At 60.3% G+C, this 17,784-nt stretch carries 15 protein-coding genes; 11 read left to right on the forward strand and 4 right to left on the reverse strand.

Translation table 11 applies throughout. The features are described 5' to 3' along the window. Window positions 1-17: 17 nt before the first annotated feature. Genes folP through HMPREF3149_RS05655 form a run of 5 tightly spaced genes read left to right on the forward strand, consistent with a single transcriptional unit; the run spans window position 18 to window position 2,984 of the window. Window positions 18-830, forward strand: coding sequence for a dihydropteroate synthase (gene folP, locus HMPREF3149_RS05635; protein ID WP_210385417.1), 813 nt, complete (start codon window positions 18-20; stop codon window positions 828-830). Next, the gene (locus HMPREF3149_RS05640; RefSeq protein ID WP_070537055.1) at window positions 827-1,558 is read left to right on the forward strand and encodes a glucosyl-3-phosphoglycerate synthase; all 732 of its coding nucleotides are present in this window, start codon (window positions 827-829) and stop codon (window positions 1,556-1,558) included. Before folP ends, HMPREF3149_RS05640 begins: the two co-directional genes overlap by 4 nt. A gap of 3 nt (window positions 1,559-1,561) precedes the next feature. After that, window positions 1,562-1,882, forward strand: coding sequence for a DivIVA domain-containing protein (locus HMPREF3149_RS05645; protein ID WP_141741457.1), 321 nt, complete (start codon window positions 1,562-1,564; stop codon window positions 1,880-1,882). A gap of 34 nt (window positions 1,883-1,916) precedes the next feature. Further along, on the forward strand, window positions 1,917-2,084 hold the full coding sequence (locus tag HMPREF3149_RS05650; RefSeq protein ID WP_070537056.1) for a DUF3117 domain-containing protein: 168 nt from the start codon (window positions 1,917-1,919) through the stop codon (window positions 2,082-2,084). A gap of 9 nt (window positions 2,085-2,093) precedes the next feature. Continuing rightward, window positions 2,094-2,984 carry a methyltransferase domain-containing protein gene (locus HMPREF3149_RS05655; RefSeq protein WP_070537057.1) on the forward strand — a complete coding sequence of 297 codons (891 nt, stop codon included), beginning with the start codon at window positions 2,094-2,096 and terminating at the stop codon, window positions 2,982-2,984. Window positions 2,985-3,084: 100 nt separating this feature from the next. On the opposite strand, the gene HMPREF3149_RS05660 is transcribed toward HMPREF3149_RS05655, so the two are convergent. Both HMPREF3149_RS05660 and glgA read right to left on the reverse strand, forming a co-directional pair. Then, the gene (locus tag HMPREF3149_RS05660) at window positions 3,085-4,542 is read right to left on the reverse strand and encodes a GH32 C-terminal domain-containing protein (RefSeq protein WP_070537058.1); all 1,458 of its coding nucleotides are present in this window, start codon (window positions 4,540-4,542) and stop codon (window positions 3,085-3,087) included. Between the two features lie 11 nt (window positions 4,543-4,553). After that, window positions 4,554-5,714, reverse strand: a complete 1,161-nt coding sequence (gene glgA, locus HMPREF3149_RS05665) for a glycogen synthase (protein WP_070537059.1) — start codon at window positions 5,712-5,714, stop codon at window positions 4,554-4,556. A 133-nt stretch (window positions 5,715-5,847) separates the two neighbouring features. On the opposite strand from glgA, the gene glgC reads away from it, so the two are divergent. Then, a complete protein-coding gene (glgC, locus tag HMPREF3149_RS05670; RefSeq protein WP_042533190.1) occupies window positions 5,848-7,065 on the forward strand; it encodes a glucose-1-phosphate adenylyltransferase in 1,218 nt (405 codons plus the stop codon). A gap of 124 nt (window positions 7,066-7,189) precedes the next feature. Here the strand turns inward: glgC and HMPREF3149_RS05675 are convergent, their stop codons facing one another. Beyond that, window positions 7,190-7,837 carry an O-methyltransferase gene (locus HMPREF3149_RS05675; RefSeq protein WP_070537060.1) on the reverse strand — a complete coding sequence of 216 codons (648 nt, stop codon included), beginning with the start codon at window positions 7,835-7,837 and terminating at the stop codon, window positions 7,190-7,192. A 173-nt stretch (window positions 7,838-8,010) separates the two neighbouring features. On the opposite strand from HMPREF3149_RS05675, the gene sigE reads away from it, so the two are divergent. From sigE to HMPREF3149_RS05690, 3 genes are all read left to right on the forward strand, one after another. Next, window positions 8,011-8,673 (forward strand): RNA polymerase sigma factor SigE, encoded by a 663-nt coding sequence (gene sigE / locus HMPREF3149_RS05680; RefSeq protein WP_070537061.1) that lies wholly within the window; start codon window positions 8,011-8,013, stop codon window positions 8,671-8,673. A 68-nt stretch (window positions 8,674-8,741) separates the two neighbouring features. Further along, window positions 8,742-9,191, forward strand: a complete 450-nt coding sequence (locus HMPREF3149_RS05685; RefSeq protein WP_070537062.1) for an anti-sigma factor family protein — start codon at window positions 8,742-8,744, stop codon at window positions 9,189-9,191. Window positions 9,192-9,244: 53 nt separating this feature from the next. Then, window positions 9,245-9,910: a twin-arginine translocase TatA/TatE family subunit gene (locus HMPREF3149_RS05690; protein ID WP_070537063.1), complete on the forward strand. Its 666-nt coding sequence runs from the start codon at window positions 9,245-9,247 to the stop codon at window positions 9,908-9,910. Here the strand turns inward: HMPREF3149_RS05690 and HMPREF3149_RS05695 are convergent, their stop codons facing one another. Beyond that, complete coding sequence (locus HMPREF3149_RS05695) at window positions 9,911-11,050, reverse strand: Mrp/NBP35 family ATP-binding protein (protein WP_042530364.1); 1,140 nt, start codon at window positions 11,048-11,050, stop codon at window positions 9,911-9,913. Between the two features lie 99 nt (window positions 11,051-11,149). Between HMPREF3149_RS05695 and HMPREF3149_RS05700 the strand changes: the two genes are divergently transcribed. Next, on the forward strand, window positions 11,150-11,935 hold the full coding sequence (locus HMPREF3149_RS05700; protein WP_236684045.1) for a hypothetical protein: 786 nt from the start codon (window positions 11,150-11,152) through the stop codon (window positions 11,933-11,935). Window positions 11,936-12,207: 272 nt separating this feature from the next. Further along, a partial coding sequence (locus HMPREF3149_RS05705; protein WP_083280785.1) for a G5 domain-containing protein occupies window positions 12,208-17,784 on the forward strand: 5,577 nt, incomplete at its 3' end.

The raw sequence follows: 17,784 nt of genomic DNA on the forward strand, positions 1-17,784 counted from the left end.
GTGGTCTTGCCCAGGTTATGGCGATTGTGAATCGCACGCCAGATTCCTTCTATGACCAGGGCGCTACCTTTCAGCTTGATCCGGCAGTGGAGCGAGGGGAGCAAGCGCTTGCCGACGGCGCCTCCATCATCGACATCGGCGGCGTCAAGGCCGGCCCGGGCCAGCACGTCGACGCTGCCGAAGAAATAGAGCGTGTGGTGCCGACCATCGCCCAGCTACACCGCCGCCACCCGGAAGCGCTGATCTCCGTGGACACGTGGCGTGCCGAGGTTGCCGAGGCCGCGATTGACGCCGGTGCTCGCTTAGTCAACGACACGTGGGCGGGCTGGGATCCGGAGCTCATCGAAGTCGCGGGGCAGAAGAAGGTGGGCTATGTGTGCTCGCACACCGGTGGGGTGGTTCCGCGTACCCGCCCGCACCGCGTGCACTTTGATGACGTGGTGGCGGACGTTATCTCCGAAACGACACGGCTGGCTGAGAAAGCCGCGGACCTCGGATGTCCGGAGGAGTTGACCTTCATCGATCCCACGCACGACTTTGGCAAGAACACCTTTCATGGCTTGGAGCTGTTGCGCCGCATCGACGAGGTGGTGGCTACAGGGTGGCCGGTGCTCATGGCCTTGTCGAATAAAGACTTTGTGGGTGAGACACTCGACCGTGCGGTGGATGAGCGCGTAGCGGGCACCTTGGCGGCTACGGCGTGGTCGGCTGCGCGCGGTGTGGCGGCCTTCCGCGTCCACGAGGTTGGACCCACCCTGGATGTCATCCGCATGACCGCCGCGATCCGCGGGGAGATGCAGCCTCTGGCCACGACGCGTGGGCTGGTATGAGAGTCTCCGTCGTCATTCCGGCGCTCAATGAAGAGCGCACCGTGGCGCATGTGGTGCGCTCCTGTCTGGCCGATGTGCCGCACGAGGTCCTCGTCATCGACGCCGATTCCAGTGATGAAACCGCAGCGGAAGCTGCGGCGGCTGGGGCGACAGTCTTGAACTGGCGGGAAATCCTGGAGGAGGCGCCGCGGCCCGGCAAGGGTGAATCTCTCTGGCGCGGCGTGGCTTCGGCAGAGGGTGACATCGTTGTGTTTATCGACGCCGACCTCGAATCCGCCGCCCCCGGCATGGTGAACGCCCTGACCGAGCCCTTCGTTGATCCCCACATCCAGATGGTGAAAGCACGCTATCAGCGCAGCTACAAGGGCACGCCCACTGGCGGCGGCCGCGTGACGGAACTGACCGCTAAGCCCCTGCTGCGCGAGTTTTTCCCGGAGCTTGCGCACATTGACCAGCCTTTGGGCGGCGAATATGCGCTCCGCCGCGCGGCCGCGCTGGAACTGCCATTCGTGGACGGTTATGGGGTGGAAGCGGGGCTGCTGGTGGACGTCGCTAAGCGCTATGGCCCCCACGCCCTCTCGGAGGTGGACCTGGGCACCCGTGCGCATCGCAACCGCCCACTTGTCGAACTGGCGCCCATGGCGGACGTGGTGACACAAACCATCTTGTCGCGCGCCGGTGTTCGTGGCCCGGTGCCACAGCGCCCGCCACTCGTGGGTAGGATTTAGCGCATGATGTCCTGGATTCTTCTCATCGTCGTGCTTATCGCTCTCGTCATTATCGGTACGTGGGCATGGGGCAGCATTGTCGGCCGTGGCACCGTCATGGATACTCCTGACGAGCCCGTTGACGTCGACTTAGAGAACCTTCGCGCCCTCGACGATGGGCGCTTCGACGACCTGCGCTTCGACGTCGTCCCGCGTGGCTACCGCCAGGACCAGGTGGACGCGCTTATTGCCGCCGTGGAACGTCGCATGAGCGCCCCGGAGGGCGGCGCCGCGGTGCCGGTTGGTGATAGCGCGCCGGCTGAAGGCGAAAAAGGGCTAGACTAGAAGGAAGTTAAAAAATAGTCGAAGGAGACTCACTATGGCAGCGATGAAGCCCCGCACTACGGGTGGAGAAATGGAAGCAGTAGAGGAGTCCCGCAAGATCGTGATGCGCATTCCTTCTGACGGGGGTGGCCGTATCGTCATCGAGCTCAGTAAAGAGGAGGCAGCCCAGCTCGGTTCACTCCTTGTTGAGGTTTCTAGCTAGTCTAGGAGCATGCTTTCACATATCGTCGATATTCTGGCCGATCCTGCCGATGGCAGCGCCGTGCACGGCGCGGATGACTTTGCTCGCCTCGTGTCGGAGACCGGCCATTCCTATGATGTGGCCAAGCAGGGCTATGTCACGCTGGCAGCCGGCGCAGGTCTGAAGCATCAGGGCGATGACGCCTCCATGGTCACCGCGCGTGAAACCTACCTGGCTATGGGCCACTTCGCGCCCTTTGTGGAGGCGGTGACTGGCGCGGTGCAGGACGCCCTTGAAACGCAGGATGCAGCTGAGCATGCTGCGGGCTTGGATGAGCACACTGCTCCGGCACTCCTCGAGGTTGGCGCTGGTACCGGCTATTATCTAGCCCACACGCTTGATTCCATCGAGGGGGCGCGTGGCGTGGGCCTCGATATCTCTACGCACGCAGCCAAGCACCTGGCTAAGTCCCATGAGCGCGTCGGCGCCGTGGTAGCGGACGTGTGGGAACGCCTGCCCATTCGTGATAACTCTATTCACGCCATTTCCGTGGTCTTTGCACCACGTAACCCGGCGGAGTTCCAGCGCGTTTTGGCGCCCGGCGGCGAGGTCATCGTTTTGACCCCGCAGGCCGGCCACCTGGATGAGCTGCGCGAGCCGCTCGGCATCCTCGGAGTGGAAGAGGGCAAGGTAGAACGCCTCTACGCCCAGGCCGAGGGTTTCCTGGAGCAGGCCGCAGAGCCGGTCGATATCTCTTTCCCCATCACACTGGATAAGGCCTCCATTGCCGCCCAGGTGGGGATGAGCCCCTCGGCACGTCACATCAGCGCCGAGGAGCTCGCCGAGCGCATGGCCTCCCTTCCGCAGGCGCTCACCGTGACGGCGCACGCGCGCCTCGACCGTCTGCGCTCGGCGTCCTAAACACCGCTCAGCGTCTCCTCGCACGGCTCCAGCATCCGAACCCTGAACCGTCCGAACCCTGAACCGTCCGAACGCTGAGCCGTGCGGTCGTCCTTGAACGTTAGGAGCGCTTGGAGCCTGTGCGACTCCAGCACTGTTCGATGACAGCCTCGCCCTCGGTGGAGACCTCGATGGCGGAGCAGCCGCCCTCGAAGTACACGCGGGAGCTCATGGCGACCAATCCGCCGTCGACGAATACCTCCACGCTGGCGCCATCCTGAATGATGGTGAGCGTGTCTGAGTCGCCTTCTGCCAGCGGGGCAACGGCAGGCGCAGAGTCCTTGAAGTGGTGATCGAAGGCCTTGGACATGGAGCGGTCTAGGCTGATCTCCTCACCGGTGTGGCGGATGATCGCTGCGGGATCCCCGGAACCATCGAGCAGCCTCACCGAGACGCTGGAGCCCTCCGGAACCTCGAGTACACCGGTCCACGACTGCGCATAATCAGACAGCTTGACCGCATCCGGCAACCCCTGCGCCGGGGTCTGGTACAGCACCCCGCCCTGCAGCGTGACGGCACGTGGCAGCGACAGGCTGTTGGCCCATCCTTCGGCCTCCCACGTGGGGTGCTTTGTGGCGTCATCGCCGCGGCCATTTCCGTTGAGCAGACCCAGGATGACGGCGCGGTCATAGCGGTGTTCCTGAGGAATGGTTCCCGTGGTGGTGTTGGTATTGCGCGGGCGGGAGAAATCATGGCCAAAGTCCACGAGCTGGAAACCCTTGGACACGGTGAACTCCGTGCCGTCGAGGCGGCCCACAATGTAGCCGGAGACATCGCGTCCGGCTCGCTCCAAGGTGACGAAGAGGACGTCGTAGATCTCCTCATCCACCTCATCGCGCAGGCGTACGAGGCGCGGTGAGACAACTGGTGGGATCGGGGAGGTTGCGGGCACCTCATCCTCGTTGAAGCCGGGATCGCCGTTAAAGCTCAGCTTGCCCAGGACGGACCACGTCTCACCATCCGGGCTATCCAAGATGACGGGCACGGGGGCATCGGAGTGCCCGGTGAGCGCGAGCATGAGCCAGCCGTCGTGGCCCTCATCACGGTCTTCCTTAGCCCAGTCGGGGACCACCGACGGGGAGCGGAAACGGTCAAAGTCGGTATGGGCACTCACGGCCTCGCCAAAGCGGACCACATCAGGATCGAGCGCGTTCGGGTCATCCGACACAACGCATTCGTCGGCGAAGTCGGTGTAGCGCGCCAAGCGGACGTTGGTGCCGACCGACGTTACTGAGGTGAAGTACAGGTTGAGAGCGTCCCTACCCTCAGCCACGGAGCCAGCGCGCAGCGAAAGTTCGCCTCCCACGGGCGCGAGGACGTCATCGCAGTCGAGCCACGCGAACGGCGTTTCCGCGGAGTAGCTGTGTCCCCAGCGAGCCGGTTGGTCAGGCTCTGGGCGGTACTGATGGAACAGGTGCCACGTATCGCCGTCACGGACGATGCCCGCTGGGGCGTCGAGGACACCCGTTTCGGGGACGAAGTGGAGTTCTGGTCGGTGTTGCTGTTGGGATTGCGTCACGGCAGTCCTTCCTACATCAACGAGCGGTAAATGTCCACGGTCTGTTGCGCAATGGTGGCCCAGGAGAACTCACTAATGGCGCGTTCGCGTCCGGCGGTACCGAAGCGTTGTGCCAGTTCAGAGTCCGCAGCCACGCGGTTGACCGCAGCGGCAAGGTCAGCCTCAAACGTGGCCTCATCGTCCTCGTCATAATGCACGAGGACGCCGGTTTCACCATCCACGACAACCTCCGGAATGCCACCGACATCGGAGGCCACCACCGCGGTACTGCAGGCCATGGCTTCTAGGTTGACGATTCCCAGCGGCTCATAAATGGACGGGCACACAAACACATCGGCGCCGGAATAGACCTGCTTAATCTCCTCGCGGGAGAGCATTTCCTTAACCCAGAACACGCCATCGCGCTGGGCACGCAGCTCCTCCACGAGCGCCTCGGTTTCCGCGGCTATCTCCGGGGTGTCAGGTGCGCCGGCACACAGCACAAGTTGAATGTCCTTATCAAAGCTCTGTGCGGCCTTGAGCAGGTGCTTTACACCTTTCTGGCGGGTGATGCGGCCGACGAAAGCGGCGATGGGGCGCTGCTTGTCGACGCCCAGCTTGTCCAGCACCGGCGCCTCTCCCGGTTGCCAGACCTCGGTGTCAATGCCGTTGAGGACCACATGGACCTTGTCGGCGTCAACGCGCGGGTACGCATCCAAGATAGAGTCCTTCATACCGGCAGATACGGCAATGACGGCATCGGCGTATTCCATGGCGTTTTTCTCTGACCACGAGGAAATGTCATAGCCGCCGCCCAGCTGCTCACGCTTCCATGGGCGGTGCGGCTCCAGCGAGTGGGCAGTCACGACATGGGGGATGCCGTAGAGGCGGCCAGCCAGGTGGCCGCCGAGGCCGGTGTACCACGTGTGGGAGTGGGCCACGTCGATATCAGAGGCCGCGTTGGCCATGCGCAGGCCAGTGGACAGCGTCTGCAGTGCAGCGTTGGCCTCGGTCTCCTTCAGCTGCGGATCCACACCATGAACGAAAACATCCTTTTCATCGCGTGGGGACCCCGTGCAGTGAACGGACACATCAATGATCTCGCGCATGAAGCGGGTCAGCTCCGCAACGTGGACGCCCGCTCCGCCGTAAATCTCCGGCGGGTACTCCTTAGAAAAAATTCCGGCTCTCATACTCGCCCAGAATACGTATCTTCCATCGCACGCGCAGAAGGTTGAGCACGGCGGCGGTGGTGCGGGCGTGACGGGGGTGAAAGCGTGCAAATTTTCCCTGCGGAATGACGAGAAAGAAGTTAAATTAGGTGTCGTGAGAAGCCTACCTAATGTCCTTGCCATTGTCCTCGCCGGCGGCGAGGGTAAGCGTCTTTTTCCGCTGACGGAGGATCGCGCTAAGCCCGCCGTTCCATTTGGTGGTTCCTACCGCCTCATCGACTTCGTGTTGTCCAACCTCGTTAATGCCGGTTTCCTCAAGATTGCTGTCCTGACGCAGTACAAGTCCCACTCCCTGGACCGTCACATTTCTCAGGCGTGGAACCTGTCGGGCCCGACTCCGCAGTTCATCGCCTCTGTCCCAGCTCAGCAACGCCGTGGTAAGCGCTGGTACAACGGCTCGGCCGATGCCATCGTGCAGTCCCTCAACCTCATTTATGACGAGAAGCCGGATTACGTCATCGTCTTCGGCGCCGACCACGTATACCGCATGGATCCGGCCCAGATGGTGGAGGAGCACATCGCCACCGGCCTCGACTGCTCGGTCGCTGGCATTCGCGTTCCCCGCTCGGAAGCCTCCGCTTTTGGCTGCATCCAGGCTGATGGCATGGGCACGATCACCGAGTTCGTGGAGAAGCCAGCCGACCCGCCAGCAACCCCGGATGACCCGAATATGACCTATGCGTCGATGGGTAACTACGTCTTCACCACCGAGGCACTTATTGAGGCCCTCCTGCAGGATGAGAAGAACGAGGACTCGGACCATGACATGGGCGGTGACATCATCCCGTACTTCGTCAAACGTCAGCAAGCACACGTCTATGACTTCATGGCCAATGAGGTCCCTGGCGCCACGGAGCGTGACCGCGGATACTGGCGTGACGTCGGTACCATCGACTCCTTCTATGAAGCACACATGGACATGATTTCGGTGCACCCGATTTTCAACCTCTACAACCGTGCGTGGCCAATTCACTCCACCGATGATTCCAACTTCCCGCCGGCGAAGTTTGTGCAGAACGGCATTGCCCAGTCCTCGATGGTGGCCCCAGGCTGCATCGTTTCGGGCGGCACGGTCCGCAATTCCGTGTTGGCCTCGGATGTTCACGTGGCCGATGGTGCGACGGTGGAAGGCTCCGTCATTCTGCCTGGCGTTCGCATCGGACGCGGTGCCGTGGTGCGCCGCGCGATCTTGGACAAGAACGTCGTCGTGAGCGACGGCGCCATTATCGGTGTGGACCGTGAGCGCGATGAACAGCGCTTTAAGGTCTCCGATGGCGGCGTCGTGGTCGTGGGCAAGAATCAGACGGTCTAAAACGCCCCCGGTTTTCTCTCACGAGTGAACCCCAAGGACAGGAAATCCCGGCTCCTTCATCCCACCGGGGGTGAGGAGGCCGAGATTTTTATTCGTGGTGCCCGGCTTTTCTACAGCGTTGCTTCTACAGCTTGGTAATGAGCGTGAGGCCCGCGCCATAGGGCAGGCGAGTGACGGCTGCTCCCTCCAGGGAACGAGCAAGCTCGTCGGCCTCGCGCGCAGCGGCCGTGTCACGGTCGGTACGGGAGGCATCAGCCACCGTGCCGTCCAGCAAAGAATTGGCCAGCACCAGCGTGCCGTGCTGATGCAGCAACGGCCACGCGGCCTTCACCAGCGCCGGCATGTCGAGGGCCGGAACTTCGGCATAGATGACCTGGTAGGTGTCATTGGCTAGGCGGCCCATAATGTCAAGCGGACGGGAGGGCAAGAAGCGGCCGCGGCTGGGGGAGTAGCCGGCCTCACGGAAGGTGTTCTTCGCGCTTGCTTGGTGCTCGGCCTCCGGATCGATGCAGGTGAGGATGCCGTTCTCGGGCATGCCTGCGAGCAAGTACAGGCCCACCACGGAGGCTGCCGGGGTAATCGCCACCGCCTGTGGGCGCGAGGAGGTTCCGGAGGAGATCGCCGCCAGAGTGCTCAGAAGCTGTCCGGTGGATTCATCCGGGACCGGTAGTCCGTACTCCTCAGCGTGGGCACGGGCACTGGTCAGAGCCTCGGAAGCCTCGCTGGTGGATTCGATGAAGGATCGCATTGCGTCATAAGCCGTAGTAGTCACAGAGAAAACCATAGTGAAATCACCGCCGCCGTGGGTTAAGAATCGCGAGGGAAGCCCACGGATGCCGTGCCCTGTGTGGCGTGAGTAGCGCATGAAAGCGGTGGGATGAATTCACAGGCTGCTCACAGTGCTGTGGCTGGAGATCTGTTGCCGTCTATAGAATGATGTGTTTCATGACGAAAAAGCAGCGCGAGAACACTACCCCGCTCAGCTCCGAGGATCAGATTAGTGCCGTGGAAGAACACGGCGTTGAGACTGAAGAGCTGTCCGGTACCGCTGCCTTCGATGCCGGTGAAGCGGATATGCCTTCATGGGGCGAGCTCGTGGCTGAGCACGCCGATGGCGTGTACCGCTTGGCCTACCGCCTTTCTGGTAACCAGCACGATGCCGAAGATCTGACGCAGGAAACCTTTATGCGCGTCTTCCGTTCCTTGGACAAGTACCAGGCCGGTACTTTCCAGGGCTGGCTGCACCGCATCACCACTAACCTCTTCTTGGACATGGTGCGCCACCGCTCGAAGATTCGTATGGAAGCTCTGCCCGAGGACTATGAGCGGGTGCCCGGTACGGACATGACCCCAGAGCAGGCCTACTCCGTGGCCAACCTGGATCCGGCGTTGCAGTCCGCGCTGGATAATCTGGCACCGGATTTCCGTGTCGCGGTTGTTCTGTGTGATGTCGTGGGCATGACCTATGACGAGATTGCGGAGACCCTCGGTGTGAAGATGGGCACTGTTCGCTCCCGCATTCACCGCGGCCGCTCCCAGCTGCGCGCCGCGCTGGAAAAGGAAGCGCAGACCAACGCGGACGCTCGCAGCCTCCTCCGCACGCGCTAGACTGGCCGGAAGAGTGTGAGCCTGAATTGCGGTGTGCACGCTGAACTGAGGTGAGAGGAGCATGTGCTGTGAGATCTTTAGATGATAAGAATCACGAGCGTCCTCTCACTTTGACCAGCATCTTTACTGAAGCTCAAGCAAAAGTCCGTGACAAGGCCAAAGCACGCGCGCAGCGCGCGGACACCATTGGACATTTGGGCCCTGAGGCCGTTGTAGCCTTTGTTGATGGCGAGATGCCCGCAAAGTATGCGCACCGTGTTCGTATTCATCTTGTGCACTGCGCCGAGTGCCGCGCGGAGATTCAGCATCAACGCAATGCCGCCGAGTGGGTTCGCGAATGCAGTGTGGAATCTCATGTGAAGGCCCCTGATTCCCTCATGGCCAAGTTGGCGGGAATCGCTCACGACGGTGCTGGGCCGGGGCCGGACGCGGAAGAGCCTGCGCATCAGCCACGCCAGGATTTCTTGGACAAGGTGGAGATGGTGGTGCGTGCCATCAAGCACAACCAGCGCTCCTAGGTTGGGGCACGCTCGTCCCCCGAGTGAGACCACGACGTGGTTAAGATAGTTTCGTGTTTTCCTCAATTGGTTGGCTGGAGATCCTCGTCATTGTTCTCCTCGGCCTCGTCATCATCGGCCCAGAGCGCCTTCCCGGCGTTATTATGGACGTTCGCGCAGCGGTCTATGCCGCGCGCAAGGCTATTAATAACGCAAAGGCTGAGCTCAGCGGTGAGATGACCGGGTTGGGTGCGGAGTTCGATGACCTCCGCGTTCCGCTGAGCCAGGCAGCACAGTGGTCGCGTTTAGGACCGCGCGGGGTGATTACTAAGGCGCTTTTCGACGGCGACGACTCAGCCTGGGATGACTTCAACCCCAAGAAGATGGCGGAGGACATCAAACACAGCACTGATCCTTCATTGCAGGATACGGCCACCCCGGCGGTGCAGCCGGGGCAGCGCCCACACCAGACCGGTGCGCCCGCGGCGCCAGCAACACCGCAGGAGCAGCAGCCGGGGCGACCGACCTTCGATTATTCGAAGATCTACGCTGACCCCAACGCTGGCACCGTCGGGGCAGCGCACCACACACAACCGGCAACCGGACAACCGGCAACAGGGCAGACACCGGGGCACGCCACGGCAGAGTCGGCCGGCCAAACCACAGAAAACACGCAACCCCCACACGGCGGGAATTCATCCACCGGCGGGGGCAGCGTGTCGTGGGAGGATGTGACCTAATTAGCCCTTGCGGGTCACGCCGAGGCCGAGCTTCTTGCCCACAAGGGAATCGGAGCGCACGGCGATTGACTCTGCCACGGAGTTGATAGCCTTCGTCGCAGGGGATTCGGGAGCCTTGATGACGATGGGGGTTCCTTCATCGCCAGCCGCGCGCAAGGCCGGATCGAGGGGGATAGTTGCCATGAGGGGAACGTCGTGGCCGAGAAGAACGCTGAGGCGTTCAGCGACAACCTTTCCGCCGCCCTCACCGAAGATGTCCATGGTGGAGCCATCCGGCAAGACCATGGCACCCATGTTCTCGATCACGCCGGCGACACGCTGGCGGGTTTGCTGAGAGATGGAACCGGCGCGCTCGGCTACCTCGGCGGCAGCAGCCTGCGGGGTGGTGACGATGAGTAGCTCGGCGTTGGGGATGAGCTGGGCTACAGACAGTGCCACGTCACCGGTGCCGGGCGGGAGGTCAAGGAGGAGGACATCGAGGTCGCCCCAAAAGACGTCCGCGAGGAATTGCTGGAGTGCGCGGTGCAGCATGGGGCCGCGCCAGACGACGGGTGCATTGCCCTCGACGAACTGGGCAATGGAAATGTGCTTGATGCCATGTGAAATGGGTGGGAGCAGCATTTCATCATCCAGCACAGTCGGGCCATCGGTGGAGCCCAACAGGCTGGGAACGGAGTGGCCGTAGATATCGGCGTCAACAATGCCAACCTTGAGGCCCTTCTCCACGAGGGCTGCTGCCAAGTTCACCGTGACGGAGGACTTGCCCACGCCGCCCTTACCAGAAGCCACGGCGAAGACGCGTGTGGTGGACTCCGGCTTGGCGAAGGGAATCTCCGGTTCGGCCTGGCCACCGCGTAGCTTCTGCTTGAGCTCCTGGCGCTGCTGATCACTCATGGGCGTCATAGAGATGGCAATATCACCGACGCCATCGAGCTCTGCTACCGCCGCGCGAGTATTGGACTCAATAGTGCTCTTCATAGGGCAACCCGCGATGGTGAGATACAGCTCGATGTCGACGTCCGCACCATTAATGGTGACGTCCTTGACCATGCCGAGCTCAGTGATGGGGCGGCCGATTTCGGGGTCGTCGACGCGGCCGAGCGCGTCGCGAACTGCTGATTCAGTAATTGCGCTAGTCATAACCCGTCCCAGTCTAATCAACTGCTGTATCGGTGAGCTACACCGCTACAGCTGACCGAGTGTGTAAGATTCAGCACGACGCCTCGTCATGCTTAAACAGTGTTGAATAGAAAGAACGCCCTCGATTTGATGCCTCGTCTTATGCCCTCTGCCCGCACCGCCACGCGTTTCGGTGGGGTTATGGCGACGGTGGTCATGGGGGCGTCGATAAGCGCCTGCTCTGGGTTCGAGCCAACTCCGGACCCGAAACCAGTAGCCTCAGCCCCTATCACCATCAGGATTGATCCGACCTCGCACGAACAGCGTGTGTTGGCGGAAATCTACCGGCAGACGCTCCGTGACGAAGGCCGCGCCGCTACTGTTTCCCAAGAACCAATGCTTGTTCAGCATGGGGATCATGACGATGGCATGAGTCGGAGCGGAAACTTCTTTGTTGGCTGCACCGGAGTTTTTCTCGACGCGTTTGATCCCGTGGCTGCCCGCGCAGTGTCCAAGGACTATGTCACAGACCAGGAAGGTGACCCTTCCGGTGAGGATTTTCTGGAGCGTTCTCACATCGCTCTGATGGCCTCACTTCCGCCGGAGCTCTCTGTGGTGGAGCCCGCCGGTGCTCAGGGGTGCCCTAACGCGCGGCCAGAGCTGCCGCAAAATTACGTTGTGGTGTACCAAGATGGACTCTTCAACCGCGACGAAAAGCTGGAAATCGCTTCTTTCACTAAATTCCTGACGGAACAGGACCTTGATGAAGTGGTCGAAGAAGTCAAGGCCTCCGATGATTTCGAAGGTGCCGTTCGTGCCTGGATGGAAGCCAACCTTATGCAAAACCTCAATGAATCGGGCGATTCCGACTCGTCTGGTGGTTCAGACTTGGTGAACGACAAATAGCACAATTATCCGTTGATACATTAGGTATAATTCCAGCGTGTGGGGGGATGGGGATTTCCCGCGAACTGACTGCAACCTTGGGGGATCTTCACTAGACTGTCGGTGTGAATTAAGTGCTGTCTGTGTCCCGACTACGTGGCATTGCTTGTATGCATGATTGGTTAAGTGGATCTTAGCGGCTAAGATAGCTTCTGACCTCTACTTTTGCCAGATATTTCAGTAGGGATTACAGCACAGTGCACCCATATTCCATTCAGGAAGGACTCTCTCACATGGCATCAGACCGTCAGAAGGACGTGGCTCGTCACCGCTCCACATCCGGCATCGCAGTGGTCTCCGCGATTGCCGTTGCGTTGGGCACCGCCGCCATTATCCCCGGCGTGTACAGCCAAGGAAACAAAGCCGAGGTTGCAGACATTCAGCAGGTTGCGGACGCTGAGTACACCGGTGGTATCCGAGGAGCTGATGGTAAGGGTGCCATCGAGCCTGCGCAGCAGCTTGCCTCCGATATTGGTTCCGGTAGTTGTACGGTTAATTTCAGCGGCCAGCAGGGCAGCAAGGGCGGGTTCAGCTTCAATATCCAGGAGCCGTCCAGGGACTCGAATAACAAGCGAACGTTTGGCGCTAACGTAAAGATGGATGCCTCGCAGGATCGAACTTGGCGCGATTTCCTTGTCTTAGGAAGCAATAATAATGCTCTTGTGCAATCCCATACCGTTGCTGCGGCGGCACCGGGAGATAGCATTCTGGGCGAGGACATTACCCATTCCACTGCGGCTGTGATGAGCATTGGTCGGCCAGGTCCGCGCGGTCCGCTCACTGCGACGATTGCGGCTGACTTGAGTGCCGACGATATTGCGGAGGCGGCCACGAAAACCGGCGTGTCCTACGGTTGGAAAGACACGTACACGCAGGACAACATTTCCCGTTCCACCCAGATTTTCAACGACCCTGACGCTCAGGTCTCATTCAACCCATGGCCTAGTGAGAACGATAACTGTTCTGCGATCTCGGTTGACTGGGTACCGAAGGAAAAGCTCGTCATTCGTCCTGGCGAGGAGTTGAAGGTCGGTCATATTAACGCTGATGCTAACTCGATGCCTCGTATGGTTGCGGAGGCTTATGACGCCCAGGGCAAGTACATCGGTTCGAGCAACACCACCGCCTCTGGTGGGGAGCAGAAGCTGCGCATCGACGACAACGGCGACATCTTCTATACAGTGCCGAAGTACAAGGGCACGAAGCTGTCCGCGCAGCAGGGCACCCGATTCAACGTGGTGGCTCAACCACGTACGGTGCAGCAGTTGCGTGACGCGATTCCTACTGATGATTTTGGTCAGGTCTTTGAGGAGTCCAATGGCCCAGAGCGCTACAGCAAACCCAACGTCATTTCGGGCCACCAATGGAGCTTGGACGATACGCAGTTCCACAATCCGGAGTACAACCCTGCGCAGCAGGCCATACTTTCGGGTGTCGATAGTGAAAACGGTCCCGTTGCAACGGGACCACAGTCGGTGACTTTCCAGCAGACTGGCGACAAGATTGCGGATCTGATGAAGAAACGCGATGAGGGCGGTGTTGAAGCCGAAGTCAAGCTGGATACCCGCTACGTCTATACCGGGTGGAAAGCCACCCTGGACCCAAACACTCACGAGGTTACGGTAACTGCCCCGCCAAACCCCGCCCCGGGCACCTTCGCGCAGCCGCGCGTCATCGTGACGTACACGAACGGCTCCCAGGACATTATTCCGCTGCTCGTTGTTGTTGACCCGAACAATACCCAAGTCACCAACCTCACTGGTCCGGGCTTGGTACAGGGCGCAGCAGGTAAACCAATGACCGGAAGCATTGACTTTGCGCCTGCTATGGAAGGTCATGACCCGGTCAAGCCAACCAGCTTTGACGTTGATCCGGATACCGTTCCGGACGGTTGGAAGGTTGAGGTCAAGGACGACGGCACAATTACGGTGACTGCCACCTCACCTGAGGACGCTGCGAATAACTCGAAAATCACCCCGAAGATTACGGCTCGGTACCCGGACGGAACCACGGATACGGTAGAGGCTACCTTCCAGGTCACCAACAACGTCAAGGTTCCGGACTACACCGCTGTGACCGGCAAGGCGAAGGAAGAAGTCAAACTTCAGCCTGCCATGCCCAAGATCGGTCTAGGCGGCAATGCCGATGACGAAGAGCCGAACCGCTACACCTTCCCCGATGGTTCTTTGGAATACACCACCGGTGACTGGACCGTCACCATCGACGAGAACACTGGTGAGCTGACTTCCACCATTCCGGACAACGCGCTGCCGGGTGCCCAGATCACCGTTCCGGTCAAGGCCTATTACAAGAGCGGAGCGAACCCGCAGATCACCACCGGTGCAATCAACGTTATTGGTGATGGCACCGGCGAAGATGCTGCCTCATACCCGCCGCAGGTAACGAAGGCCGGTACACCGGTGAGCTCGGAGATTAAGACGCAGCTGTCCGATCCGAAGCTTGGAAAGTACAAGTTGCCGGATAAGCTGCCACCGAACTGGACCTTCTCCATCGACGAGAACGGCACCGTCACTGCCACCCCGGATAAGAGTGTTCCCAACGGATCGACTGTGTCCATTCCCGTGGCGGTCACCTACCCGGATGGTTCCACAGCAAAGGTTCCGGCTGACTTCACAGTCGTGGATTCCTATTCGAGCGCTAACAGCCCGTCCTACCCGACGGTGACTGGGAAGCCCGGAACGTCTGTTACGAGTACCGTCAACCGCGCGCACCTGAGTGATGCTGCAGAGCCCAAGTTCTCCATCATCACTGACCCGAAGGATCCTTCTTACATTGCGCCTCCGCGCAACCTGAAGTGGGAGGACGTCAAGATCGACCCTGACACGGGCGAGATCACTACGCCGATTAGTAAGAATGCCCTTCCAGGCTCGTCGGCTGATATTCCGGTGCGTGTGACGTACAAGGATGGTTCCTCGAATAGCACCATCGCCACCGTTGTGGTGGTTGCAAGGCAGAACCAGGTGCACGAGCCACAATACAGGTTGCAGACCACCACTCCGGGCCAGGCAGTTGACTCTCTCATTACCGATGAGACGAAGGTTCCCGAGCGCGACCTCGATGCTGACCCATCGAAGCGTTACAGCGTTCCGGAGGACGTTTCCGGCTGGAAGATCAGCGTTGACGAGAATGGTGTCGTCAGCGCGGCTGCCCCTGAGGACGCGAAGCCTGGCGACGGCGTCGACGTTCCGGTCACGGTGACGTACCTCGATGGATCCACCGATACTGTTTGGGCGCCATTCAAGGTGAAGTCCCAGCAGAAGGATATTCACGAGCCGTCCTACCAGGTGGAGTCCACCAAGCCTGGTACTGAGGTCAAGCGCACCATCAACTTGAACAACGCGCCGGATAAGTCGACCTTTTCCTTCGGCGATGATGAAAACGGCAACCCCGTGAAGAAGACAGAAGTCGATGGATGGACCTACGAGGTTAATCCGAACACAGGTGAGGTGGCAGTAACGCCGCCGGCTGGTGCGAAGCCAGGCGACAAGCACATCCACAATGTGACAGTCACCTATCCGGATGGTTCCACCGATCAGATTCCGGTTGGCACCGTGGTTAATCTGACGAATAACTACGAGGCTGAGCCGTCTTACCCGACGGAGACCATCTATCCGGGTGATACGGTGACCGCTCCGTTGGACTTGAACTTGGCTGAGGGCGTCCAGCTCGCACCAGAGGAGAAAAAGCCATTCCGCATCGAGCCGACGGATAGCATGCAAGCGACTGGGCAGGACAACGAGTTCGGCAACCCGACGTATTTCTACAAGACCGCAAACGGCAACTGGATTGTTGGCCTTGACAAGGATGGCAACGTCATCGCTACGGCCCCAGAAACTGCAAAGCCAGGCGATCTGATTGACGTCCCGGTTATCGTGACGTATGCGGACGGCTCAAAGGACACTGTCACCGCGCCGATCAACGTCAAGGAAGCTCCGACCCGCGAGGTTCCGTTCGATGTCGAGTACAAGTACGACGACACGGTCCCGCAGGGCACCTACAAGGTGGAGAAGGAAGGCGAGCCGGGTGCTGAGATCCAGACTCGCGATGGCAAGTGGAAGCAAACCAAGGCACCGGTCAACGAGATCGTCGTCATTGGTACTAAGCCTGCGAAGGCTTCCGATGAGATGACCTGGACCATGCAGACTGGTTTCGACACCATTACGCGTCCGAACCCGCAGCTGAAGCCGGGTGAGGTCAAGGTTGTCCAGGAAGGCGAGCCAGGCGAGCGCACCATTTCGGTGAAGTTCGATGCAACCCTGGAACAGGGTGGTGTACCGAAGGTGGAGACCACTTCGGATACGCAGACCAAGGATCCGAAGCCTCGTATTGTGGAATATGGACCGGGCCTTGAGGACCAGGAACTGACCTTCACCGACAAGAACCGCATCCCGTTCGAGACCGAGATTGTTTACGACCCGTCCCTCAAGGCTGGCGAACAGGTTGTGGACCAGAAGGGTGAAGTGGGCGAAGAGACCGTCACGACAACGCAGAAGCTTGTCGACGGCAAACCTTCCGGCGACCCAGTGGTGACCAAGGAACAGACCAAGGCGCCGGTTAAGCAGATCATCCGTGTGGGTGGCAAGACCGAGGGCCAGACCTCTAACTCGGTGGAGACTGAGGTTCCTTATGGCGTGAAGATTGAGTACGACCCGACGATTCCTGCAGGTGAGTCCAAGGTGGCTACTGAGGGCAAGCCGGGTAAAAAGACCATCACCGTGACCCAGAAGGTCACCAACTCCAACCCGGATGGCGAGGCCACCGTGGAGGAGAAGGTCACCGAGGAGCCGGTGGACCAGGTCATCAAGGTAGGCACCAAGCAGGCCACCGCCTCTGACAAGGTGGAGTGGACCGAGCCGATTCCGTTCGGCACTACCGTGCGCCCGAACCCGGATCTCGCTCCGGGTGAGACCAAGGTGGTCCAGGAAGGCAAGAATGGTGAGGCGTCTTACGCGGCTACCTTTACCGGTACTAATGGTGAGGCGAACGTCACTGAGTCGAAGGCCCGTACTGAACCGGTCGAGCGCATCGTCGAATACGGCCCGCAGGCCGAGGACACCACCGTGGTGACCAAGACCGAGAAGCCGGTGCCGTTTGAGACCAAGATCGTCTTTGATGACACGTTGAAGGCGGGCGAGCAGGTCGTCGATAAGCAAGGTGAACTCGGTGCCGAGGTTGAGACCTCCACTCAGAAGATTGTGGACGGCAAGCCTTCCGGCGAGCCGACCGTGACCACTGAGCGCACCAAGGAGCCGACCAACGCGGTCATCCGTGTGGGAACCAAGACTGAGGGCCAGACCTCTAACTCTGTGGAGACTGAGGTTCCGTTCGGCGTGAAGATTGAGTACGACCCGACGATCCCTGCTGGCGAGTCCAAGACCGTTACCGAAGGCAAGCCGGGCAAGAAGACCATCACCGTGACCCAGAAGGTCACCAACTCCAACCCGGATGGCGAGGCCACCGTGGAGGAGAAGGTCACCGAGCAGCCAGTCGATCAGGTCATCAAGGTCGGCATCAAGCCGGCTGAGAACAGCGAGAAGGCCGAGTGGACTGTTCCGCTGCCGTATAGCACCACCGTGCGTGTGAACCCGGATCTGAAGCCGGGTGAGACTCGCGTTGTTCAGAAGGGCGAAAACGGCGAGAAGTCCTTTACTGCAATCTTCCGCTCTGTTGGTGACGAGTCCTACGTAGTTGAGGGCGAAACCACCAAGGAACCGGTCGAGGAGATTATCGAGTACGGCCCGCAGGCCGAGGACACCTCTGTGGTGACCAAGACCGAGAAGCCGGTGCCG

Origin of the sequence: Corynebacterium sp. HMSC05E07, assembly GCF_001807225.1 — a bacterium.
GTDB classification, from domain to species: Bacteria; Actinomycetota; Actinomycetes; order Mycobacteriales; family Mycobacteriaceae; genus Corynebacterium; species Corynebacterium singulare.

Excerpts from the sequence above, each read along its gene's own strand:
- folP (WP_210385417.1), top strand. The coding sequence starts at position 18 with ATGGCGATTGTGAATCGCACGCCAGATTCCTTCTATGACCAGGGCGCT.
- HMPREF3149_RS05640 (WP_070537055.1), top strand. The coding sequence starts at position 827 with ATGAGAGTCTCCGTCGTCATTCCGGCGCTCAATGAAGAGCGCACCGTG.
- HMPREF3149_RS05645 (WP_141741457.1), top strand. The coding sequence starts at position 1,562 with ATGATGTCCTGGATTCTTCTCATCGTCGTGCTTATCGCTCTCGTCATT.
- HMPREF3149_RS05650 (WP_070537056.1), top strand. The coding sequence starts at position 1,917 with ATGGCAGCGATGAAGCCCCGCACTACGGGTGGAGAAATGGAAGCAGTA.
- HMPREF3149_RS05655 (WP_070537057.1), top strand. The coding sequence starts at position 2,094 with ATGCTTTCACATATCGTCGATATTCTGGCCGATCCTGCCGATGGCAGC.
- glgA (WP_070537059.1), bottom strand. The coding sequence starts at position 5,714 with ATGAGAGCCGGAATTTTTTCTAAGGAGTACCCGCCGGAGATTTACGGC.
- sigE (WP_070537061.1), top strand. The coding sequence starts at position 8,011 with ATGACGAAAAAGCAGCGCGAGAACACTACCCCGCTCAGCTCCGAGGAT.
- HMPREF3149_RS05695 (WP_042530364.1), bottom strand. The coding sequence starts at position 11,050 with ATGACTAGCGCAATTACTGAATCAGCAGTTCGCGACGCGCTCGGCCGC.